Raw genomic sequence first — 19,584 nt, forward strand, 5'->3', positions numbered from 1 at the left:
TTGCTTAATTAAGTGGTCTATTTTGAGGCGAGAAAATCTTGTCGATAACTCCGCTACCGCGTCCTGCTATCGCCAAGGTACCTACATCCGTGTAGGCAAGGCAAAAATTTTGCTATTTAGTTGTTCTAAATGAGAAATTTTTAACGCTGTTAGCGTCAGATTTATTCCTTCAAATTGAGCAAGTATTAAGTCAAATTGGTATTAGATAAGTGAGAAGCTACCTTGCATGATGGCAAAGTGGCCAGGGAATGAGCAAAAGAACCGATAGTCTTCACCCTTTTTTAAGCGTTCAGTCGAAAAAGTGACCGTAGTTTGTTCGCCACCACCAATGACTTTACTGACCGCATATACGCGATCATCACCTGGTTTAACATAACTATTGCTTGAACCTGCGGTCATGCCGTCTGTGGCGACTGCTTGCACATCTGCTGCCTTACTCAACACCCAATTATGCCCCATGGTTGTTGCTGGTAACTTTCCTGTGTGTTTTAAAGTGAGAGACACTTCTTTACAGCTGCTTGGAGCGCTAAGCGCCTTTGCTGAAAATTGCATCATGTCATTTGCTTCAATAGTCAGTGCGCATTCATTGGCTGAGGCCGCTTTTGATAATGTTCCCGCCGCAAGAGAAATCAAAAGTACAGAAAAAAGGTGTTTCATAATTTAACTCCTAAATAAAAATCATTTTCATTATCAAGTGTGCGTTGTTGTTTGTAAATGGATCAAGATCAAAAAAACTGTTCTATGCTTGAGGCTAATACGGAACTTAGCAATGGAATCGATCATGAATAAATATTGGCTTGTACCACTTTTACTCAGTCCACTACTTGCAAATGCTGATACCTCTTCAACCATTACATTGGCTTCTGATTACTTGTTCAATGGGGTAAGTCAAAGTAAAGAAGACGAAGTAATACAGGTCAGTTTAGATTGGCTCGGCGATACTGGGTGGTACGCAGGGGGCTGGGTTTCAAAGGTCGATTTTGGTGATGGCACTGACTTTGAAGGAGATATTTATGGAGGATATAAATTTACACTAGTTAACAACGTAACATTAGATATTGGTGTTTCTCAATATACCTACCATGGCGATGACGTGAGTTCAGAGTACAATTATGCTGAAGCTTACGCCAAGCTTGGTTATGGCCATACCAGCTTGGATTTTTGGTATGCGTGGGATTACTTTGGTACCGGTGCAGGGCACGGTATTGTAATGTTAACTCACACTCTAGTACTTGACGATAACTGGTCTATCACACTAGGAGTTGACCATTCTATGAGCTTTGACAGTGATAAGTTTGAATGGGAATCTGAGGATGATGACTACACACATTGGCATTTAACTGGAACATACTCAATAAACAGCTGGAGCATGTCATTAGGATACGAAAGTAATGATATTGACAGCTACGCCGACTCTACATTTTTGCTATCCATTTCAACAGTTATCGATTGGTGATTTAACTTTTGGTTTAAGTTTTATTAACTTTTGTATTGATTTTAGCTGCAAATTGTACTTTTATATAATAGTGCAATTAACGTCACTAGGGGGCTTTTTTATGGTGCCTGACAAGTGACGCGTATAAGAACAACATATACGCTGTGGAGCTGAAATATGAAGGATTCGATAAAATTGACAGCACTGTCTCTTGCGATTTTCTCCCGGTTTAGTTTTTCTAGCCCTTTAGAATTTGCGGGGGGAGCAGACATGTCAAAATTGATAGATGTACAGCATATCTTACCCAATTTGAATGAGTATTGTAGTGATGTCATCACGCTCAAAGGTGTCGTGACCAGTGTGTGCAAAAAGTTAGGTTGCTGGATGACGTTACAAGTTGCCGACGGCCTTGATGTGAATATTCAGGTGGAACAAGGTGATATGGTTTTCCCTACCGCTGCAATTGGGCGTGAAGCCCATGTTACTGGGCGCTTTACCCGCGTTGAGCAAGCCGCGCAGCCACAACTAGAGCTACGCGCTGAGCAGAGCGTATTAATGCAGCTGGGATTTGAGCCCACCGCAGTGACTATTTCTTAGCACACGATTGGCTAAACATCGGACGGGTGTTAATACAGTAGATAGAAGAGTACAAGGCTACCAAGTGTGGTGATATATAAGTTTTTAAACCGATATGCGAGTATCACAGCAAAGGTTGCAGCGATTAGGTAAGGATTATGTACGCTCAGTGCGAGTTGTTCATCTTGAATAAACACAATGGGTACCCAAATTGCGGTGAGTACACACGGAGCGCTAAAGCTTAAAAATCGCTGCAATTTAGGTCCGATAGTAAAGGGCAGTTGCTTTGCGAGAAATAAATATCGTGTCGCGAATGTGACGCAGGCCATTGCTAAAATCGTTGTTATCATCTGCGCTCCTTGTAACTTTGTAGCAAATATCCAACGGTCATGCCAAGTAACGCTGATGTGATTAACCCAAACTCAAAGTGGACTAGCTTAAATATCAGAATACTGATGGCAGAGCAGATACAGGCGCATAAAATAGGCACTGTGGTAATGCTTGGTATAACCAGCGCGATGAATATTGCTGCAATAGCAAAGTCTAATCCCAAATTGGTCAAATCTGGTAAGAACTGACCTGCAATAATGCCAATGAGTGTCCAAAGGTTCCAAGCGACATAAAAGCTTCCGCCAGCAACCAGAGCATAAAGCAGCCTGAGTTTCCCCTGATATGCGCGATGGTGGTGAGAAAATGCAAACAGTTCATCGGTTAGAAAAAATGCTATAGAACTTCGCCATTTGAGTGGCTTATCTACCATCTTATTGCGAATAGCAAGACCATACAGCAAGTGTCGAGCACTAATGATAAATGTGGTGATGAGCAAGGTGATCAAAGCGGTATCTTTCGCAATAAGCTCTATTGCCACCAACTGCGCAGAGCCGGCAAAAACGAGTAAAGACATAAGCTGCGCTTCTAATGGCGTAAAACCATTTTGTACGGCCAGAGAGCCACATAATATTCCCCATGGGAGCACTGCTAGGTTGAGCGGTAGCATATCCCAAAAGCCCTTGTATACAGCAACTTTCATGGTTAACAGGCCTTACTGTATTGACTGGGCGTGATCCCCATATTTTTTTTAAAATGACGATTAAAGTGGCTTTGATCGTAAAATCCTACAGTCAAAGCTGCATGTGCAACACTTTTACCACAGCGCATAAGTGCCTTTGCGTGATTGAGGCGATGCTGAATTTGAAATGCGTGTGGAGTGAGGCCTGTTTGTGACTTAAATACTCGAATAAAGTAAAAAGGACTCATATCAACAAGGCTGGCAAGTTTATCGAGTGAAACCTCTTCAAACAGATTGTCCAATAAAAACTGCTGGGCGGTGCGGATGCGCGCTTTTACCGACTTTTGTTTCCCTTCAAGCCTCACATTACCTTGCTTTTGGCTCAGATAAGACAGTAAGGCTACCAGCTGAGATTGTTTTGCTAATAAGCCACTTTCAGACTCTAATACATTGAATGTAGTATTCATTAGTTGTGCAAGCGTTGGATCATGTACTACGGCATCTTGAAAAAACGGTGCCATGGCGCTGCCACTTCCCAAAAGTTGATTAAAAAGCTCGGGCGTTGGGTACAAAGAGCGATATGAAGAAGGGCCTGCGGAAGCTTTTCGGCAGTCATGTACTTGCTCTGCGTTTATCAAAATAATGCTATGTTGCTGAGCAACGTGCTCTCCACCAGAGCGATAAAATTTCTGCGCGCCACTCTCAACAAAGGCTAGGGTGTAGCCACTGTGACTATGTCTGCCAAAATCCTCTTTTTTATCAATATTATGAAGTACTTCTAAGCCACCGAGATCACGATGAAAACTAAACTTTGCATGTTGCATATTTCTCTCCCCATTGATAAGAAGGGTATCCGCCTTAACGCGATATGTCTTGTACAAAATTGCACAATTGGCTCACCAGACTTGTTTTTTTATAATATTGACCTGACGGCTTTTTATCAGACACCGACTATTTTGCACTATTAATGTATCTTCATAAGTGCCGTTGAAGATAGTGGTTGGTGCATGTGGCTGTCCTATTGCCTGTTGATGGAGCACAAAGTAACTGTTTGCCTCATACAGATTAGATTTTACATGTTTAATATTGGCACTAGTCATCATGTGCATACTTTTTGTCTTGCTTATGGCTTGCTGTTGCCGCAGGACGATGTCATCTGCACCTGTTAGACTAATCTTGAGTGCGGGTATGGTAAATGTAGCGTTATCAGTGAAAACACTGCGGTAATCAGCCGCTGATTGAGCATCTCGATACGTTATGTATTCTTGTAGTGTCTTTTCACAGTTTTTAAGGTGGGTATTTTTAGGTTGTGTAGACATGCAGCCAGTCGTAAGTAAAAGTGTGGCAAAAAGCGCAGCGAATACTTTCATATTTATTATCCATGTTGAATGATGATTGTTAATTTCAGGTAATGCTGGTTTCTTGTCAAGCAACACCATTTTTGCCGTTTATTTCAAAAGCGCTTACGCTTGTGTGTTTTTCATGTGCCGACGATATTTGAGCAAAGTAGTATAGTTACTCATAGCGCCTTGAGCTGTTGGAGGATCACAGCGGTAGTGCCGCAGATCTAAAAGTCGGGTAAATAAACTTCAATGTAATTATTTTGTAAATAGACTTTAACGTTAGCCTCCTATTATCTTTTTTGGACTAGTCCAGATAATCTTAGTAAAGGAAAGATAATGAAATTACCCGTGCTTCGCAGTGCATTACTTGCACTTTCATTCACCGCCTGTGCAAATGCACTTGAAAATAAAGTATTGCTGATTGGGATCGATGGATTACAATACGAAAAAATTGGCAGCAATCATACCCCAAATTTTGACCGCTTATTTCTAAGTAAAGCGTATACAGGCGGGCTCTCAAAAACTCAAACACAGCAAAAAACCAAAAGTGGCCCAGGCTGGGCAACGATTTTAACGGGAGTTTGGGTGAACAAACATCAAGTCCCAAGTAATGACTCTGGCTTGGCGAATAACGCCTATCGTAGCCTTTATCGTTATATCGCAGAGCATGACGCCAGCGCTCATATTGCGAGCTTTAGCACTTGGGGGCCTATCCATAGCCAATTCTTTCGACGCGATCTCGGTTTAATGAAGCAAAGGTCAGAAGGCGGCAGTGATGATGATAATTTGAACAAAGCGTTGGCGACATTAAATAATGACTCTGCAGACTTCGTTTTTCTACATTTAGATGAGCCAGATGCCGTAGGGCATGCCTTATGCTTCGGCTCTGCGTACAATAAAGCGGTCGAAGATGCAGATAAGAGATTAGGCAAGCTTCTTGATGCCGTTGAAGCCAAAGAGCGAAAAGGTGAAAACTGGTTAGTGATGGTCACGACAGATCACGGTCGCACGCCGATTGTTGGTTGTCACCATGGTGAGCAAACAGAACCAGAAAAAACTATTTTCATAGCTTCTAACAAGAGACTGAATAAGGAATTTAGTTCGAAGGCTGTTAACCCTGCTAATACGGACTTTTCTGGTTTGTATGGCTACCCGGCACAAACTGCGATTGTACCGACTATCTTATCCTTTATGGGAATAGAGACGGGTGTCCAAGCGGGGTTTGAGAGTACATCACTGTATGGTGATGTAGGGATCCGTAAGCTAAATTACGCCAATAAACTTTTTACCTGGCTTGATGATGCACATGCGCCTACTCGGGTTTATCGTAATAATCAATTGCTTGAGACATTACCCGCGGGTGTGTCGCAGTGGCAAGATTCAGCCCCAACTTCTGGTATCAATGACTATAGCTTTGAGCAGCAGGGCGTCTATGTTGGCTATCGTGTGACTGAGCTTAATTTGACCGCAGCACATCAATGGCACAACACTAAAAGCTATTTTTTTTCTGAAGATGCACGCTATTGGCGTTACGACACCTTGTTAGATAAAACTGATGATGGTTATCCTGTGGCGGTGACGGACGGCAATTGGCCGGGGCTTGCAAAATATGCAGAGCAAATTCAGGCAAGTTTCTACAAAGACCGTAATACGGTCTATTACTTTTTATCTACGGGGCTGTACCTAAGTTATGACGTACAAAATGATAGGGTACGAACGGGTTATCCTAAAGCCATAGATAACAGCTCGTGGCCGGGGCTTGCTGAATATGCGAACAAAATAACGGCGACACTACGCTGGACGTCTGACAAAGTATATTTTTTCCTAAATGATGGTCGATACTTACGCTATGATTTAGGAGATGACAGTGTTGATAGTGGCTACCCTAAGGCCATTAATGATAGCACTTGGCCGGGGGTGGGCGACTATGCGAGCAAGATAAGCGCTGCTTTAAAGTGGAACAGTACACGTGCTTACTTCTTTTTAGATGACGGTCGTTATCTGAGATACAGCATTACATTAGATAAAGTAGATCCAGGTTATCCTAAAGTAATTGATAACGGCACTTGGCCTGGGCTGCAATAGTAGTAACAAAAATAATAGACTTTTTAAGGAGTGAGCAGGTTCAAACCGACACTCCTTTTTTTCGTCCAGCTTTTCTGTTGTGGACACTTTTCGGTTATGCTGAGTACCCCTCGTTTTATTTGGATATGATTGATGGACTTTAGATCTGACACAGTTACGCTACCGACGCCTGAGATGAAGCAAAGCATGTTTGATGCAGCACTTGGTGACGATGTTTATGGCGACGATCCGACGGTAAATACCCTAGAGCAATTTGCGGCTGAGCGTCATGGGTTTGAAGCTGCGCTATTTACCTCTTCTGGCACGCAAGCAAACCTTCTGGCGTTAATGAGTCATTGTGAAAGAGGTGACGAATATTTATGTGGCCAACAGGCGCATAATTATAGGTTTGAAGCGGGTGGTGCGGCAGTGCTTGGCTCAATCCAACCACAACCTCTAGAAAATGAGGCTGATGGTAGTATTTGTCTAGAACGGATCAAACAAGCTATCAAGCCCAACGATTTTCACTTTGCTAATACCAAGCTACTCAGTTTAGAAAATACCATTGGTGGTAAGGTACTTAGCCTTGAGTATCTAGCAAAGGCAAGAGCATTATGTGACGAACACGGATTAATGCTGCATTTAGATGGTGCTCGTGTGTATAACGCCGCTGTAGCACAAAATGTGGATATTAGAGAAATTGTCAAGCATTTTGATTCTTTTACGATTTGTCTCTCCAAAGGACTTGGTGCGCCAATTGGCTCTTTATTATTGGGTAATAAAGCATTTATCGAAAAAGCGCGTCGACTAAGAAAAATGCTGGGCGGTGGAATGCGTCAAGCAGGTATGCTTGCAGCGGCTGGCCTTTACGCGTTACAGCATCATGTAGAGCGCCTCAACGAAGATCATCAAAATGCACAATATTTAGCTGAAAAACTTGAACGAGTCCCGGGGTTTAAGCCATGTAAGCATACAGTACAGACAAACATTGTGTTTGTTGAAGTTGAGCCTCACATAGATTTATTCACTATCGCTGAGCAGTTAAAGAGAAAAGGGATAAACATCACTCCAGGCTACCAGGGGTGTAGATTGGTTACCCACTTGGGGATTGAGCAGGCGGATATCGATACATTTATTACTGAACTTTCACGCATTACTCAGGTTTAGTTTGAACAAATTTTCACAAATATCGTGTTGACTTTAGGAACGTGACTCACTATTTTCTGCGTTTTCACAAAGAGAATAAGTCAATGTCATCATTTTTAGTCAATACAACCGTTGGGGTTACTGCACTTTTTTGTAGTTTAAGTAGCTTAGCGAACCCTGTGGAGTTTTCAGTTGGAACAGGGTATCCGTTTTTTGGTCAACTTGAGGTGTCGGTTCCTCAAGCGCAAAGTCAGAGTAAATGGTATGGTAGTTATCGCATTGGACTTGATGATGGCTTATTGCTTGGTTATGAGCGTGCGGTATCAGCGAATAATAAACATGCTGTAGGTGTTGTTGCGGGCGCGCTTGGAGCGAGAGATGTCGGTCCGGCCTGTGAAGAAGATGATGATATTGTTTGTGGTATTTTTGAGCCAATTATTAACTTGTTTGATGATGAAACCACCAACGGTGTCGGCTTAAGTTACAGTTATTACTTTTCAAGCATTAACCAAAGGGGCTGGCATGTGAAGTTCATAGCAGGCTACGGCGAAAGTAGTGATTCGAATAAAAAGCGTGCGGATGGCAGTGTGGCGATAAGTTACCAATTCTAATGTAATGGCTCTAATTCAATATAAGCTCAGTGGTGGATAATTCCTGCTCTAGATATTTTTATGTCCTTTTAATGTAATTCACTTCCAATATTTGGCTATTGGAAGTGAATTACACGCTGTTATTGATAAGTTTGGCAGCAAGGAAGATATTAGTTATTCAACACTAAGGCTATTCAGTTTCACCTGTGAAGTGATTGGCATCACAGCTGGAAATGTATTTACTTGGGCGAAGCTATAAGGATAATAAAGGTTTAAGTTGTTGCTTAGCTTTAAGTCAATGTGCTCTATAGAGCCACGCTCATGACATGTGATTGCTGCCTCAAGCCTGGAAATAGTTTTATTCATTTTTAACTTTTTTTCTTTATTTCCTTGATTGTTAATTAATTCATCTATTAAAAGTATATATTTAATAGGGTAGTAGTTATATAGAGAATAACTTACGGGGTTATACCTCGTTAGTTCTAATGGTTGGTCGCCATTATTATCAAACTGAACGTCAAATCTATTTTTTAAAGTATGATTGCAAATAAGTGCTACACATCTTTCCTCATTCAAAAATAATAAAATATAAGATAATAGGACATCAACCCAACTTCCGCGGTTATTCTTTCTTGCAACTTCAGTAAGACCACTCTTGGAATTTAGGATCCACGCTGCGAATGCTTTTAGCCATAATTTGAAGCCGTGCAGGGTATCGGTGTCCAACTTATCGTTAAGTAGTGCACAAGCCTCGATCGCAAGTAACAGCCAGCGAGAGTCAATGATCCCCAACCCATACTGATTACCAGTCCATGGCATAATTTGTGCGAACTCCATGTGAGGATTCATGGCTGTTTCACCATCAATAAACCAAGTGTTTATTTGCGCTTGGATATATTCAATCTTTTGTTGCTCTGGAGCATCACAATAAGACAAAGCAACGAGATGTAGTCTTGCACATACCTGCGCCAATTTTGGCTTATCAGATATACTCGCCAAAAATGGGTTTGATCTACTATCTCTATGCTGTACCGTTTCTTTACTTTTTATTAAAGGGTTTGTGTTTTCATTAACGTAGTAATAAGGGGCGAAGGATAAATAATCTTTTGTACACCCACTTGGCGGATCGACATCTTTTTTAGTGATAGAGATTACACCAAGGTTAACCGCTTGGTTAGCAAGCTGGTGAAGCTCAGTGTTATCCGCGTTACTGAGTGTAGTTTTATATTTTGATGTAAGGTGAGAAAAATACCTATGGAGGTTAGTTGTGTCTTCAACTTCAATTTTTTTTACAACATCTCTTACAGTTTTCCGGTAATTAAAAATAAGTTTAGATATTGATAGGTTAGTTATTATCTTTATGTTTTCTTTCACGATATTTTCTCATAAATCTTATTTTTGTGCATGATAACTCATAAAACCCTTTTGCAGGTACATTTTCTAGCTAAACTTTAAAAGTTAACAGGCGAACCCACTGTCTTTAAGGAGAAAATGAGTAGGCGTCATCGCAGAGGCACATGAAACCAGTGACTAAAGATGAAGGTTAGGTGTATGTGGTGGGGTTACATAATTGTGGATTTACACATAACGATGGGTCTCGTTGCAGGTAAAAACACTGAGCTATGTTGTTACACCAACTGACCGAGTCAATTGGTGTAACCCTTATCCTGATACTTGGTTTATCAGAACTTGTATTTTACGTTGGCGCTAACGGTACGACGTTGCCCATAGAAACAGTCGCCTCGATACAAACAACTGGTGATGACCGTTTTGTCACTCACATTATCGATTTGTAGACTGAACTGATACTGGTCAATATCATAGCCAATCATCATGTCAATGAGGTTGAAATTATCAGTGACTAATTGCTCATGTAGTGTTTGGCCGTTAAGGACGATTGTACGACTACCATCATATGTTTCACCTACATGTCGAACACCTGCACCAAACTTAAGCCCTGGAAGTAGGTTGTCTGCTCTATACGTTGCCCAAATAGATGCAAGGTGTTTAGGAGTTGCTGAAAGCGGAGCATCATCAGTGATAAGTGTTCTCAAGTCTTGTGCTGCAAATAGCTCCATGCTGGAAAGTGGTGTGATATCTTGCTCGGTATCAGAATAAGAGTATGCAGCATATACATCAAGGTGCTGCCACTCAAGTTGAGCTTCTAACTCAAACCCTTTCACCTCTATCTCACCGTCTTGCACTTCAAATTCAGGAGACACTTTGCGAACTTGGTTTTTATCTTTTATTTCAAATATTGATGCTGTAATTAAGTGCTCAGTGCCTGCTGGTTGATATTTCAAGCCAAGTTCAACTTGCTCACCTTCTAGTGGCTTGTAGGCACCACCTTGCGCTTTTTGACCAAATACAGCTTTGAATGACTCCGAGTAACTTGCGTATGGAGCTAAGCCATTCTCGAACTGGTATAACACACCAATTCGCCCTGTAGTCGCAGTTTGGCTATTTTTATTTGCGCCTTCAGTTTGTAGCTGATTTGACACATCATCATAGCGAAGTGCTGCATTGAGTACCCAATTGTTTACTTCAGCCGTGACTTGAGCGTAAGCGCCCAGCTGTTTATTATTTAGAGTGTTTTCAGGGTTATCTACTACCGCCGTTGGTAACTCTGTACTTAAGCCATAAACAGGGTTATACAAGTCTAACGGTGCTGCAACTCCACGGCCACGATCTGAGTCGGTATCAGCATTTTGATAATCTACACCTGATACCATAGTGAGTTTTAACGCATCTAGCTCTAAGTATTTATGGAACTGCAGATCCATGGTTAAGCTACGCGCGCTTGAATCTGTGAGGCTAGCAATACGATTTACAGTACGTTTATCCGCTTCAAATTTAGGTGGCCAAGAGTAAATGGTGCGATATTCAGCGGTACTGTCGCTATATCGGCCAGAAAATTTAATGTGGGTGTCTAAATCAAAACTGTGTTCGATAATCGCTGTGATGGCTTGTTGCTCAGTATCATATTTATCCCAGCCTGGTTCGCTGACAAAGCGCTCACTTGGAATTTGACCGTATTTTGCAGGTAATATAGTGCCTTCGTGTGGAAAGAATTGGGTAGACGAACCTGACTCATTACGCTGTAAGTTGGCCAGCACGGTGACTTTAGTTTCATCTGACGCAAGCCAGGTAAAACTTGGAGCCAGCATAAGTGTGTTGTCGTCAACGTAATCCGTCTGTGTGCCACTGTCACGATACATAGCTACGGCGCGAGCTTGATATTCCTGTTGTTCACCAAATGTAGTGTTATAGTCAATGGCTAGTTGCTTGCGCTCATAGTTACCAACTTGTGCCCAAATTTCACCGCCGGTATCTGCATTTGGCAGCTTAGATACTGCGTTTACAATTCCGCCGGTAGAGCCCTGACCATATAGAACAGAAGAGGGGCCTTTTAGGATCTCGACACTTTCAAGTGCGTATGGGTTTGTTCGAGTATTGTTGTAGTTGCCGAACAGTTTTTGTAACCCATCTACATACAGTAGGGGATCAACGCCACGAATTTTTGACCAGTCACCACGTGTGTCAACACCATAAGGACCGTTATAAACACCAGCAACATACCCAATTGCGTCCTGTAACGTTTCAGCACCTAAGTCTGAGATACGTTGTGCGGTCAAAACAGAGACAGAAACAGGTGTTTTGATAATTGGAACCGCTGTTTTTGAAGCCGTAGCACTAACGTACGAAATCAGTCCTCTTGGACTAACTTCAATGATTTCAATGTCCTCTTGGGTTGTTTTACTCTGCTCTTGAGCGGTTACTGAGCATGATAAGGCAAGAGCAACGCTGGCGAAAAGCGTCGGGTATTTATGTTTGAATGAGCGCATGATTAATCCCTATAAACTTAATTTTTGCAAATGATATTGTAGATGATAGTGATTATCAATAGTGTTGTTCCGTATTTTGCAAATGTTACAATAAATTATCTTTCTATTAATATCATGCGCTTAGACATTTCTATTGTGAGTTAGAAATGCTTGTACGCTTGCTTGCGCAGCGTTTAGAGCAATACTTCACTTCTTCCCAGTTCTGTCTCCATTTCTTTCGCCATAAGAAAGGACGGTTGCAAACTGGGCATATCTTCTGAGGTAAATGTGGTTTTTTATGTGCCATCTAGCGTTTTCGATATTCATTTGAGGTTTGGATAAGGCATTAATTATCCGAATTCCAGGTTTATACCAATTATCTTAATTAAGTGGTCTATTTTGAAGCGAGAAAATCTTATCGATAACTCCGCTACCAACAAGGTACCGATATCCCTATAGGCAAGGCAAAAAAACTTGCTATTTAGTTGTTCTAAATAAGAAATTTTCAACGTAGTTAGCGTCAGAGTTACTCCTTCAAATTGAGTAAGTATCAAGGCTAATTGGTATTATTACGTAAACTAACACAGGCCCGATCGAAAAAAGCCCCTTTGCTTGTGCAAAAAGGGGCTTCAGAAAGGAAACTATTACAACCTACATGGTTTAGATGAGCGCATAACCCCCTTTGAGGTGCCCGATATTATTAAAGCCTAAGCGGGCTAGAGCTTGTGCAGCGGCTTGGGAACGACTACCACTACGACACACTAAAATCAGCGGCTGTGCTTTGTTATGGCTATGTTTACCAATAAAATCGGTTAAACGTGTGAGCGGAACATTTTGATCAAACGCACGGTTGTGGTTAAGTGCATACTCATGTGGTTCACGAATGTCTATCAGTAATAGGTTTTGGTTATTCGCTATCTGTGTTTCTAACTCCGTGGCCGTATATTCTTGCAGGGTAAATGTGTCTTTACCGCAAACTGCTGCACCACACATGATTTCAGTACCCGTCTCATCATTGATGTCAGCATCAATAAGTCTCTTTGCTTTGGCAAACTCTGTTGCTGAAAGTTCACCTTGTATGACTTGATTTAGTATTGAATTTCTAGACATTTCAGCGCTGAGTGTCGTTGTAAATTCATTATTATAATCATGGCTTGGGCATAACAAGGTCTCTTCAGTGATTACTTCGGCGAGCGCTTGGATACTGTTGTACATTGCGTCATTGGAGCTGGTGGTAAAATTCGTTCTACCCAATGCTCCCATCAAAATTAAGTCTCCGCAAAATACATACTTTATCACCAGTTTTGCTGGCAGTTGTTCCAATAGAATGTAAGAAACACTGTCGGCGGTGTGTCCTGGGGTGGGCAATAAAGCAAGCTGATAACGTCCAAAAGATAGACTCGCGAGTTGTTGGCCATTATATTCAATTGTCTCTGTTTGAGGTGGCCATCCAAGGTGGTCGCTCGCAGTTGCTGCTAGCGAAAAGGCGACTCTGCTTGATTCGTGATCTGCATGGCCATGAGTATCTAAAACTGCAAGCAGGGTAAGCTGTTGGCATTCTAAAATGGTTTTTAGGCGCTCAACCAGCTCTGGTAACGGGTCTATAATGATTGCGACTTTTGACTGTTTATCGGCAAACAACCAACAACAAGCGCCACCGATTTTAAATTGTACCAGACCATCAAGTGATTCTTTGTTACTTATCTCATTGCTGGCTTGCATTAAACAACTGTGACCCAAAGCTTGAGCACAGTGACCAATACGTTCACATGCAGCATCGATTTCTGCTTGAGTGGTAACAGGACCAAAAGACATGCGAATAGCAGATTCACTTTGCCATGCCGGCAGTCCCATAGCATCGAGAACAAAACTTCGCGTTACCTTTGAGCTACAGGCTGAGCCTGAGCTAACTCGGATATTTGCGGCATCAAATAAGTCCATAATTTCTTTTGAACTAAAGCCTGGTATCGCAAAGTTTAATGTGGTCGGTACACTATTTGTGAATTGGTTATTAAACACGATAGTAGGAAATGCTTGTTTTAGTGTTTTTGCCAATTGGTTGCGATATTGGCGGAGTGTTTCTACGTCAACAAACTCGCTGTTACCCTCTTTTAATAGCTCATCAAAAATAACGTTAAGTGCAGCTAAACCAGGCAGATTTTCCGTGCCAGACCTAAGTCCACTTTCTTGACCGCCACCAGCAATAAAGGGGGTAAGCGGTGCATTGTCTCGTATATAGACAAAGCCAATACCTTTAGGAGCGTAAAGTTTATGGCCACTAAAAGGTGCGTAATCAATAGTCGTTTGGGCAAGATTTAACTTACGTTTACCTAATGCTTGAACACAGTCAACCATCCAAAAAACAGTAGCATGGTTTGTTCTTATCACCGTCTCTAACTCAGCGAGATCTTGATATACACCTGTTTCGTTATTGACTGCCATGGTACAAATCATCAAAGCGTTAGGCACTTCTTTGGCAATGAAATCTTGGTCTAGGCGACCATGACCATCGACGGGAATGGCTTTAACCTCAGCATTGATTTCAAGTATTTTATTCCAATGTTTTAATGACTCTGGAACCGCTTTATGTTCCGTTGCACCATGCAGTAAGGTGTATTGCTGCTTTGGCTTCATTTGCTTCTTTGCTGCGCAAAGAGCCGACAAGATACCTGTTTGGATCCCTTCTGTCGCGCCACTGGTAAAAATAACGCGGCCGTTACCTGAACCCAGCACTGTGCGTGCTTTTTGGCGAGTCTGCTCCATCAATTGCTTTGCTTGTAATCCCGTAATATGACTACTACTTGGATTTCCAAACATGGTCTTCATGGTCATCAATGCGGCATCTGCTGCTCGTTCTAACACTGGTGTTGTCGCATTAGCATCTAGGTAGATTTGAGATAACTGAGTTTCTTGTGTCATGACTGTGCCTTAAGGTATAAGCAAATTACCCATATAACAAAAAGTAATAAGTAATTATTTATAGTTATAGTAAGGCAGATACGCGCGGGATTCAACTATTGTTGGTGGGTTTCTTCATTTCAAAATATAGTACGGTTAATGTAAAATTAATTTGAAAAATATGTTTTCATCGTGTTTAATTGCGTTCACTTAATAGGTATTTTTTAAAATCACCTTTTGGTAAGGAATTAACCTCTTATTTATAGACGGAAATATCATGCTTCAACGAATAGCAAGACCAACAATGTGGCCGCTGTTTTTTACCTTGGGAGTATATGCCACGCTCATTTGGATCCAGGGCTTTTATCAAGCCTTGGGGCAAATCGTTAGCGAATCGAGCATCGCGTTAACCATGGCAATAGGTTCTTTTGTTGCGGGTGGCACAGCACTGGGTGGTGGAGCTGTGGCATTTCCTGTGATGACAAAACTATTAAATATCGACCCTGCAACTGCCAAAGTATTTTCTCTCGCTATCCAAAGCTTCGGTATGACCGCGGCGACTATCACTATTTTTTGCCGTCGCATCCCAGTCTATAAGAACGTGATCATCATGGCCTTACCTATGGCAGGCATAGGTGTAACGCTAAGTTTGTTTTTTATTGCGCCGTTTGCGCCACGGCTCCTTGTGAAATCTATTTTTAGCTTTTTATTACTCTGCTTTGCGTTGACTCTGGTGCTTAGGTGGTGGCGTAAAGCCCACCATCAACCAAGCAGTGAATTTATTCAGCCAAAGATGGTAAGGTTTATGATAGTGGCCTTCATCGGTGGAGTTGCCAGTGGCCTTGTTGGCTCAGGTGCAGATATCGCTCTTTTTGCATTGTTAGTAATTGCTTATAACGCCGACGTTAAAAAAGCGACGGCAACATCTGTCGTTGTCATGACTTTTACCTCCCTTGTAGGAAGCAGTATCAATGCCTGGCATCTCAATACTATTACCGCAGAGATAAACAGCTATTTGCTTGCAGCTATCCCGATTGTCGTAGTCGGGGCGCCGTTAGGTGCTTATGTATGTTCTAAAGTTAAGGTTGGGCATTTGGTGAGCTTTTTGCTTATCTTAATTGCTTTGGAAGTGAGCTTTACCTGCTATGAGTTATATCCAACGTTACGTAATTGGTATTAAATAACTTTTTCCCAGAATACTAGTAAGCAAGCTAAGCGCGACGACCAAAAAACACTTGGGAGAGCAAAGCACAGATGGCTGATTTCGTGCCATCAGCCGATGAGTGGCGATACCTGCGTAACATGTTACTTATATTGATGTAATTTGAGAGGAAAAGCCAATTACGTGATACCTAAACTTTTCACCATACACTGTGGTTGTCAAAGAAGGGTGAAAACGAGAGCCAAATTCATCCTGTGTTTCAATTTTAAGTGAAGGCTTTGAATGTAAATCCCCTGAACTGCGGATTATTCATGTCTTTCTGGCAACCAGTTTTAGTGCTAATTGCGTTGAATTCACTCCCGATAGCCTGCGATTGGCGCGTAAATTCGCTTTGCCTACTACAGGATTTAGGTACCTTAACGAGAGCAGGACGCGTGAGCGATGTTTCCCCTAAAACTCTGATGTTTCCCCTAAAACTCTATGGCTAGACAAGGAAAAACCAAGTTGTGCTCTAGCAACAATAAGTTAGAACATTTGTTATCCAAACCTCAGGTCAAATAAACCATACGAGTGACTTACTTGATCCATCTCTATTATGAAATAGATACAGATTAATTACATGGATATCTATTTGTTTACTCAATTCTATTTGTTGCAAAAAACATTACAAATATAAAATGTAAATGATAGTTGTTATCATTGCGATTGTTTTGATAAACTCCACTCCCTCAGAATAAATAATTTATGAAATGGAAATAGTTTTCTATTTCTCTAATACTAATTTGCTTAATACGTAACCTCTTTTTAGGTGATGAAACTTTATCGATAACCAGTTGAAAAATCTCTGTTTAGTTTTCTAAACAGGTAAAGTTTAACTTGATTGGTGGCAGAACCACGCGCTGAAGTTATTTAAGTATTAAGTCAACATAGTATCAGGCCCAATTGCGTAGTTTGGAGTTCTAATATGCAAATCTCTCGCTCATCAGCGCTATCTGCATCTTGTATTGCAGTTAAGTTGGCACTTATAGGCGCCAGTTCATCAGCACTTGCTGCTGATGACATTGAACGAATTAGTGTTTATGGCAAACATAACAAAATAATTCTACAGTCAGGTACTGCGACTAAATCAAACATGGATCTAATGCAAACTCCCGCAGCTGTTGTGGTTGTGGATAAAGAACTATTGGATTCACAAAGTGCAGCTACGCTTCAAGAAGCATTACGTAATGTCAGTGGTTTATCACAAGCCGGTAATAACTATGGTATCGGTGACTCGCTAACGGTTCGTGGTTTGGGCGTAAACTATACTTATGATGGTATGTACGGTGGTGCAGACTTGGGTAATAGCTTCAACCCAACACGTTCACTGACTAACATCGAAAGCATTGAAGTGTTGAAAGGCCCTGCAACTGGTTTGTATGGTATTGGTGCTGCTGGAGGCGTGGTTAACTTAGTCGAGAAAAAACCACAGTTTGAGCGAGCGCTTGAGATCAGCGGTAAAGTTGGTGCGTGGAATACGTATGGCATCGGTGTAGATTTTACCGATGCAATTACAGATAAGTTAGCATTTCGCGTAGTTGCCAATCACGAGCGTAGTGATGGGTATAGAGATCTTGAGTCTGGTCGTGATGAGGTGTACGCGAGTTTAAGGTTTGATCCAAACAGTGATCATTCTTTATTACTATCTACAGCCTTTATTGATGATACACAGCAGGTTGACTCGATTGGTGATCCAGTTCGTATTATTAACTGGGATAGTATCGATGGTGCACCAGGCCTAGTAACTGCTGATCAGTTACCCAATGACAGCAATTATATAGTCGATGCTGAAAAGTGGCTTGGTCAGCAACTCACTGATGAGCAGCGAGCTCAGTTAGCAGCATCTATTTTAGCATCTGATGGCCTAAAGCCGTTCGACCTTGGTGATGGCAATCTGATTTCACCACTCTCTCGTCCAAATGAAGGTGAAGAGTTACGTGTTAAATTACGCCATGACTGGTATTTAAATCGCAACTCAAAACTGACTCAACAAGTATTATGGCGTAGCTATGATTCAGATTTTGTACGTCAAACAGGTGCTTATAACTATGTTTACTGGGAACGCAGAGCCAAGTATAACGATGAGTACTACGATATTATCAATGCAGCACCAAGAGCACCTTTAGTTGTTGATGGTGAGCTGTATCCGTATTCCGCTCGTCGACAAGAGTATCGTCGTCAGGTTGCAAGTGAGAAAACGTGGCAATATTTTGCTGATTTGCAATTAACATGGGATATGGACTCGATTAGTGGTGAGCACTTAGTGAGTGTCAACTATGAAAATCGTGATATGCGATTACAAAGCTGGTCTGCCTATGACGCTGATGGCAAAGGCTCTGTTCCTTACATTTTAGATATTCGCAATCCAAACTGGCCAACAGGTACTTTTGAGGATTACGCGCCATCGCTTCGTAGTAACTATGACAAAACCCTTACAGCATACGGGATTAGTGCACAAGAAGTGGTTTATATTACTTCTGCGCTAACTGCTCGAGCGGGTCTTGCCTATACTTCAGTTGAGCAGAAGTATCAACATTTAGGTACTGATCGCTCACCTGAAGAAGGTAAAGAGTTAGATACTGATGATGCTGGAATGACATTCAATGTTGGCCTCAACTACCAGGTAATGCCGCAACTTTCTACATTTATAAATGTGGCGAAAGGTCGTACTGCGTACAGCGTATTGGGCAGCCTTCAGGACGAAGCAGATGCAAACCGTAAGAATAGACCTGACTCAGAGTCTGAAACACTTGATATTGGTATGCGTTTTACAGCGTTTGATGAAGACTTACTTGGCTCACTTGTATGGTTTGAAACAAAACGTACTAACCTGATGTACGCGAATCCTGAGTATAATGATACACCGGGTGATGATTATAATGTCAGTGTTCCTCGGTATTTCTTCGATGATGAAGATGAGTCACAAGGTGTCGAGCTTGATTTGAATTTAGCACTAAATGAACGAATTAGTGTGAATGTTAACGCGACTTATCAAGATGCGGTTGAAATTCGCTCTGATACGCGTTCTGGCCAGAAGAAAGGGATCCCGAAAAAATTTGCGAGTACTTGGATAAAGTATACGCAACCTGTTGGGTTACTTAACGGTGCTTTCGAATATAGTGTTGGTGTTAACTATGAAAGTGAGAGAACCATAAACTCAGTTTCATTTGGTTTACCAACAGCAACGATAGATGGTTATACTCGTTGGGATGCTGCGGTTAAGTTTGATGCTGAACACTTTAATGTTCAACTAAACCTAGAAAACTTAACGGATGAACGTTACTACAGCAAAGCTATGTTCCTCGGTGGCATGCCAGGTAACGAGCGAAATGCTAAATTGAGCTTTAACTACAAGTTCTAAGCTTACTGGTAAAAAGAGGAAGTATGCTTCCTCTTTTTTTCGGGTGTTCATAATAACTGCTCGCGTCGCTCGACTTGCCGCCTAGTAATCTAAGCAAAAGTCGAGCAACAATGAATAAAGCGCACTTGGGTGAACCC

Annotated in this window: 16 protein-coding genes; 7 read left to right on the plus strand and 9 right to left on the minus strand. The window is 41.7% G+C overall.

Annotated elements, in window-relative coordinates:
- Positions 1-201: 201 nt before the first annotated feature.
- Positions 202-657 (minus strand): azurin, encoded by a 456-nt coding sequence (azu, locus tag HUZ36_RS04090; RefSeq protein WP_176032067.1) that lies wholly within the window; start codon positions 655-657, stop codon positions 202-204.
- A 124-nt stretch (positions 658-781) separates the two neighbouring features.
- Here azu and HUZ36_RS04095 point away from each other — a divergent pair, with 124 nt between their 5' ends.
- Entirely contained in the window at positions 782-1,456 is a 675-nt protein-coding gene (locus tag HUZ36_RS04095; RefSeq protein ID WP_176032068.1) for a TorF family putative porin, read from the plus strand.
- A 249-nt stretch (positions 1,457-1,705) separates the two neighbouring features.
- Positions 1,706-2,032, plus strand: a complete 327-nt coding sequence (locus HUZ36_RS04100; protein WP_254879464.1) for a DUF4920 domain-containing protein — start codon at positions 1,706-1,708, stop codon at positions 2,030-2,032.
- A gap of 29 nt (positions 2,033-2,061) precedes the next feature.
- Here the strand turns inward: HUZ36_RS04100 and HUZ36_RS04105 are convergent, their stop codons facing one another.
- The 4 genes from HUZ36_RS04105 to HUZ36_RS04120 form a co-directional block, all read right to left on the minus strand.
- Positions 2,062-2,361 (minus strand): AzlD domain-containing protein, encoded by a 300-nt coding sequence (locus HUZ36_RS04105; protein WP_125251664.1) that lies wholly within the window; start codon positions 2,359-2,361, stop codon positions 2,062-2,064.
- Complete coding sequence (locus tag HUZ36_RS04110) at positions 2,358-3,041, minus strand: AzlC family ABC transporter permease (protein WP_176032069.1); 684 nt, start codon at positions 3,039-3,041, stop codon at positions 2,358-2,360. Before HUZ36_RS04110 ends, HUZ36_RS04105 begins: the two co-directional genes overlap by 4 nt.
- A gap of 2 nt (positions 3,042-3,043) precedes the next feature.
- On the minus strand, positions 3,044-3,844 hold the full coding sequence (locus HUZ36_RS04115; RefSeq protein WP_128730098.1) for an AraC family transcriptional regulator: 801 nt from the start codon (positions 3,842-3,844) through the stop codon (positions 3,044-3,046).
- A 72-nt stretch (positions 3,845-3,916) separates the two neighbouring features.
- Complete coding sequence (locus HUZ36_RS04120) at positions 3,917-4,390, minus strand: nuclear transport factor 2 family protein (RefSeq protein ID WP_176032070.1); 474 nt, start codon at positions 4,388-4,390, stop codon at positions 3,917-3,919.
- Positions 4,391-4,699: 309 nt separating this feature from the next.
- Here HUZ36_RS04120 and HUZ36_RS04125 point away from each other — a divergent pair, with 309 nt between their 5' ends.
- From HUZ36_RS04125 to HUZ36_RS04135, 3 genes are all read left to right on the plus strand, one after another.
- Positions 4,700-6,448, plus strand: coding sequence for an alkaline phosphatase family protein (locus HUZ36_RS04125; protein ID WP_176032071.1), 1,749 nt, complete (start codon positions 4,700-4,702; stop codon positions 6,446-6,448).
- Between the two features lie 132 nt (positions 6,449-6,580).
- The gene (ltaE, locus tag HUZ36_RS04130) at positions 6,581-7,594 is read left to right on the plus strand and encodes a low-specificity L-threonine aldolase (RefSeq protein ID WP_147390036.1); all 1,014 of its coding nucleotides are present in this window, start codon (positions 6,581-6,583) and stop codon (positions 7,592-7,594) included.
- 83 nt (positions 7,595-7,677) lie between these two features.
- Positions 7,678-8,184: a hypothetical protein gene (locus HUZ36_RS04135; protein ID WP_176032072.1), complete on the plus strand. Its 507-nt coding sequence runs from the start codon at positions 7,678-7,680 to the stop codon at positions 8,182-8,184.
- A gap of 153 nt (positions 8,185-8,337) precedes the next feature.
- On the opposite strand, the gene HUZ36_RS04140 is transcribed toward HUZ36_RS04135, so the two are convergent.
- The 4 genes from HUZ36_RS04140 to HUZ36_RS04155 all read right to left on the minus strand — a co-directional run bounded on the left by HUZ36_RS04140 (position 8,338) and on the right by HUZ36_RS04155 (position 14,906).
- Positions 8,338-9,537 (minus strand): alginate lyase family protein, encoded by a 1,200-nt coding sequence (locus HUZ36_RS04140; RefSeq protein ID WP_176032073.1) that lies wholly within the window; start codon positions 9,535-9,537, stop codon positions 8,338-8,340.
- A 308-nt stretch (positions 9,538-9,845) separates the two neighbouring features.
- Complete coding sequence (locus tag HUZ36_RS04145; RefSeq protein ID WP_176032074.1) at positions 9,846-12,008, minus strand: TonB-dependent siderophore receptor; 2,163 nt, start codon at positions 12,006-12,008, stop codon at positions 9,846-9,848.
- 130 nt (positions 12,009-12,138) lie between these two features.
- On the minus strand, positions 12,139-12,294 hold the full coding sequence (locus HUZ36_RS04150; RefSeq protein ID WP_147390032.1) for a DUF2256 domain-containing protein: 156 nt from the start codon (positions 12,292-12,294) through the stop codon (positions 12,139-12,141).
- Between the two features lie 353 nt (positions 12,295-12,647).
- Entirely contained in the window at positions 12,648-14,906 is a 2,259-nt protein-coding gene (locus HUZ36_RS04155; RefSeq protein WP_176032075.1) for an aminotransferase class V-fold PLP-dependent enzyme, read from the minus strand.
- 256 nt (positions 14,907-15,162) lie between these two features.
- On the opposite strand from HUZ36_RS04155, the gene HUZ36_RS04160 reads away from it, so the two are divergent.
- Together HUZ36_RS04160 and HUZ36_RS04165 are read left to right on the plus strand one after the other, a co-directional pair.
- A complete protein-coding gene (locus tag HUZ36_RS04160; protein WP_176032076.1) occupies positions 15,163-16,065 on the plus strand; it encodes a sulfite exporter TauE/SafE family protein in 903 nt (300 codons plus the stop codon).
- Between the two features lie 946 nt (positions 16,066-17,011).
- Positions 17,012-19,447 carry a TonB-dependent receptor gene (locus HUZ36_RS04165; protein WP_176032077.1) on the plus strand — a complete coding sequence of 812 codons (2,436 nt, stop codon included), beginning with the start codon at positions 17,012-17,014 and terminating at the stop codon, positions 19,445-19,447.
- Positions 19,448-19,584 lie beyond the last annotated feature (137 nt).

This window comes from Pseudoalteromonas sp. McH1-7 (genome assembly GCF_013366255.1).
Lineage (GTDB): Bacteria > Pseudomonadota > Gammaproteobacteria > Enterobacterales > Alteromonadaceae > Pseudoalteromonas > Pseudoalteromonas peptidolytica.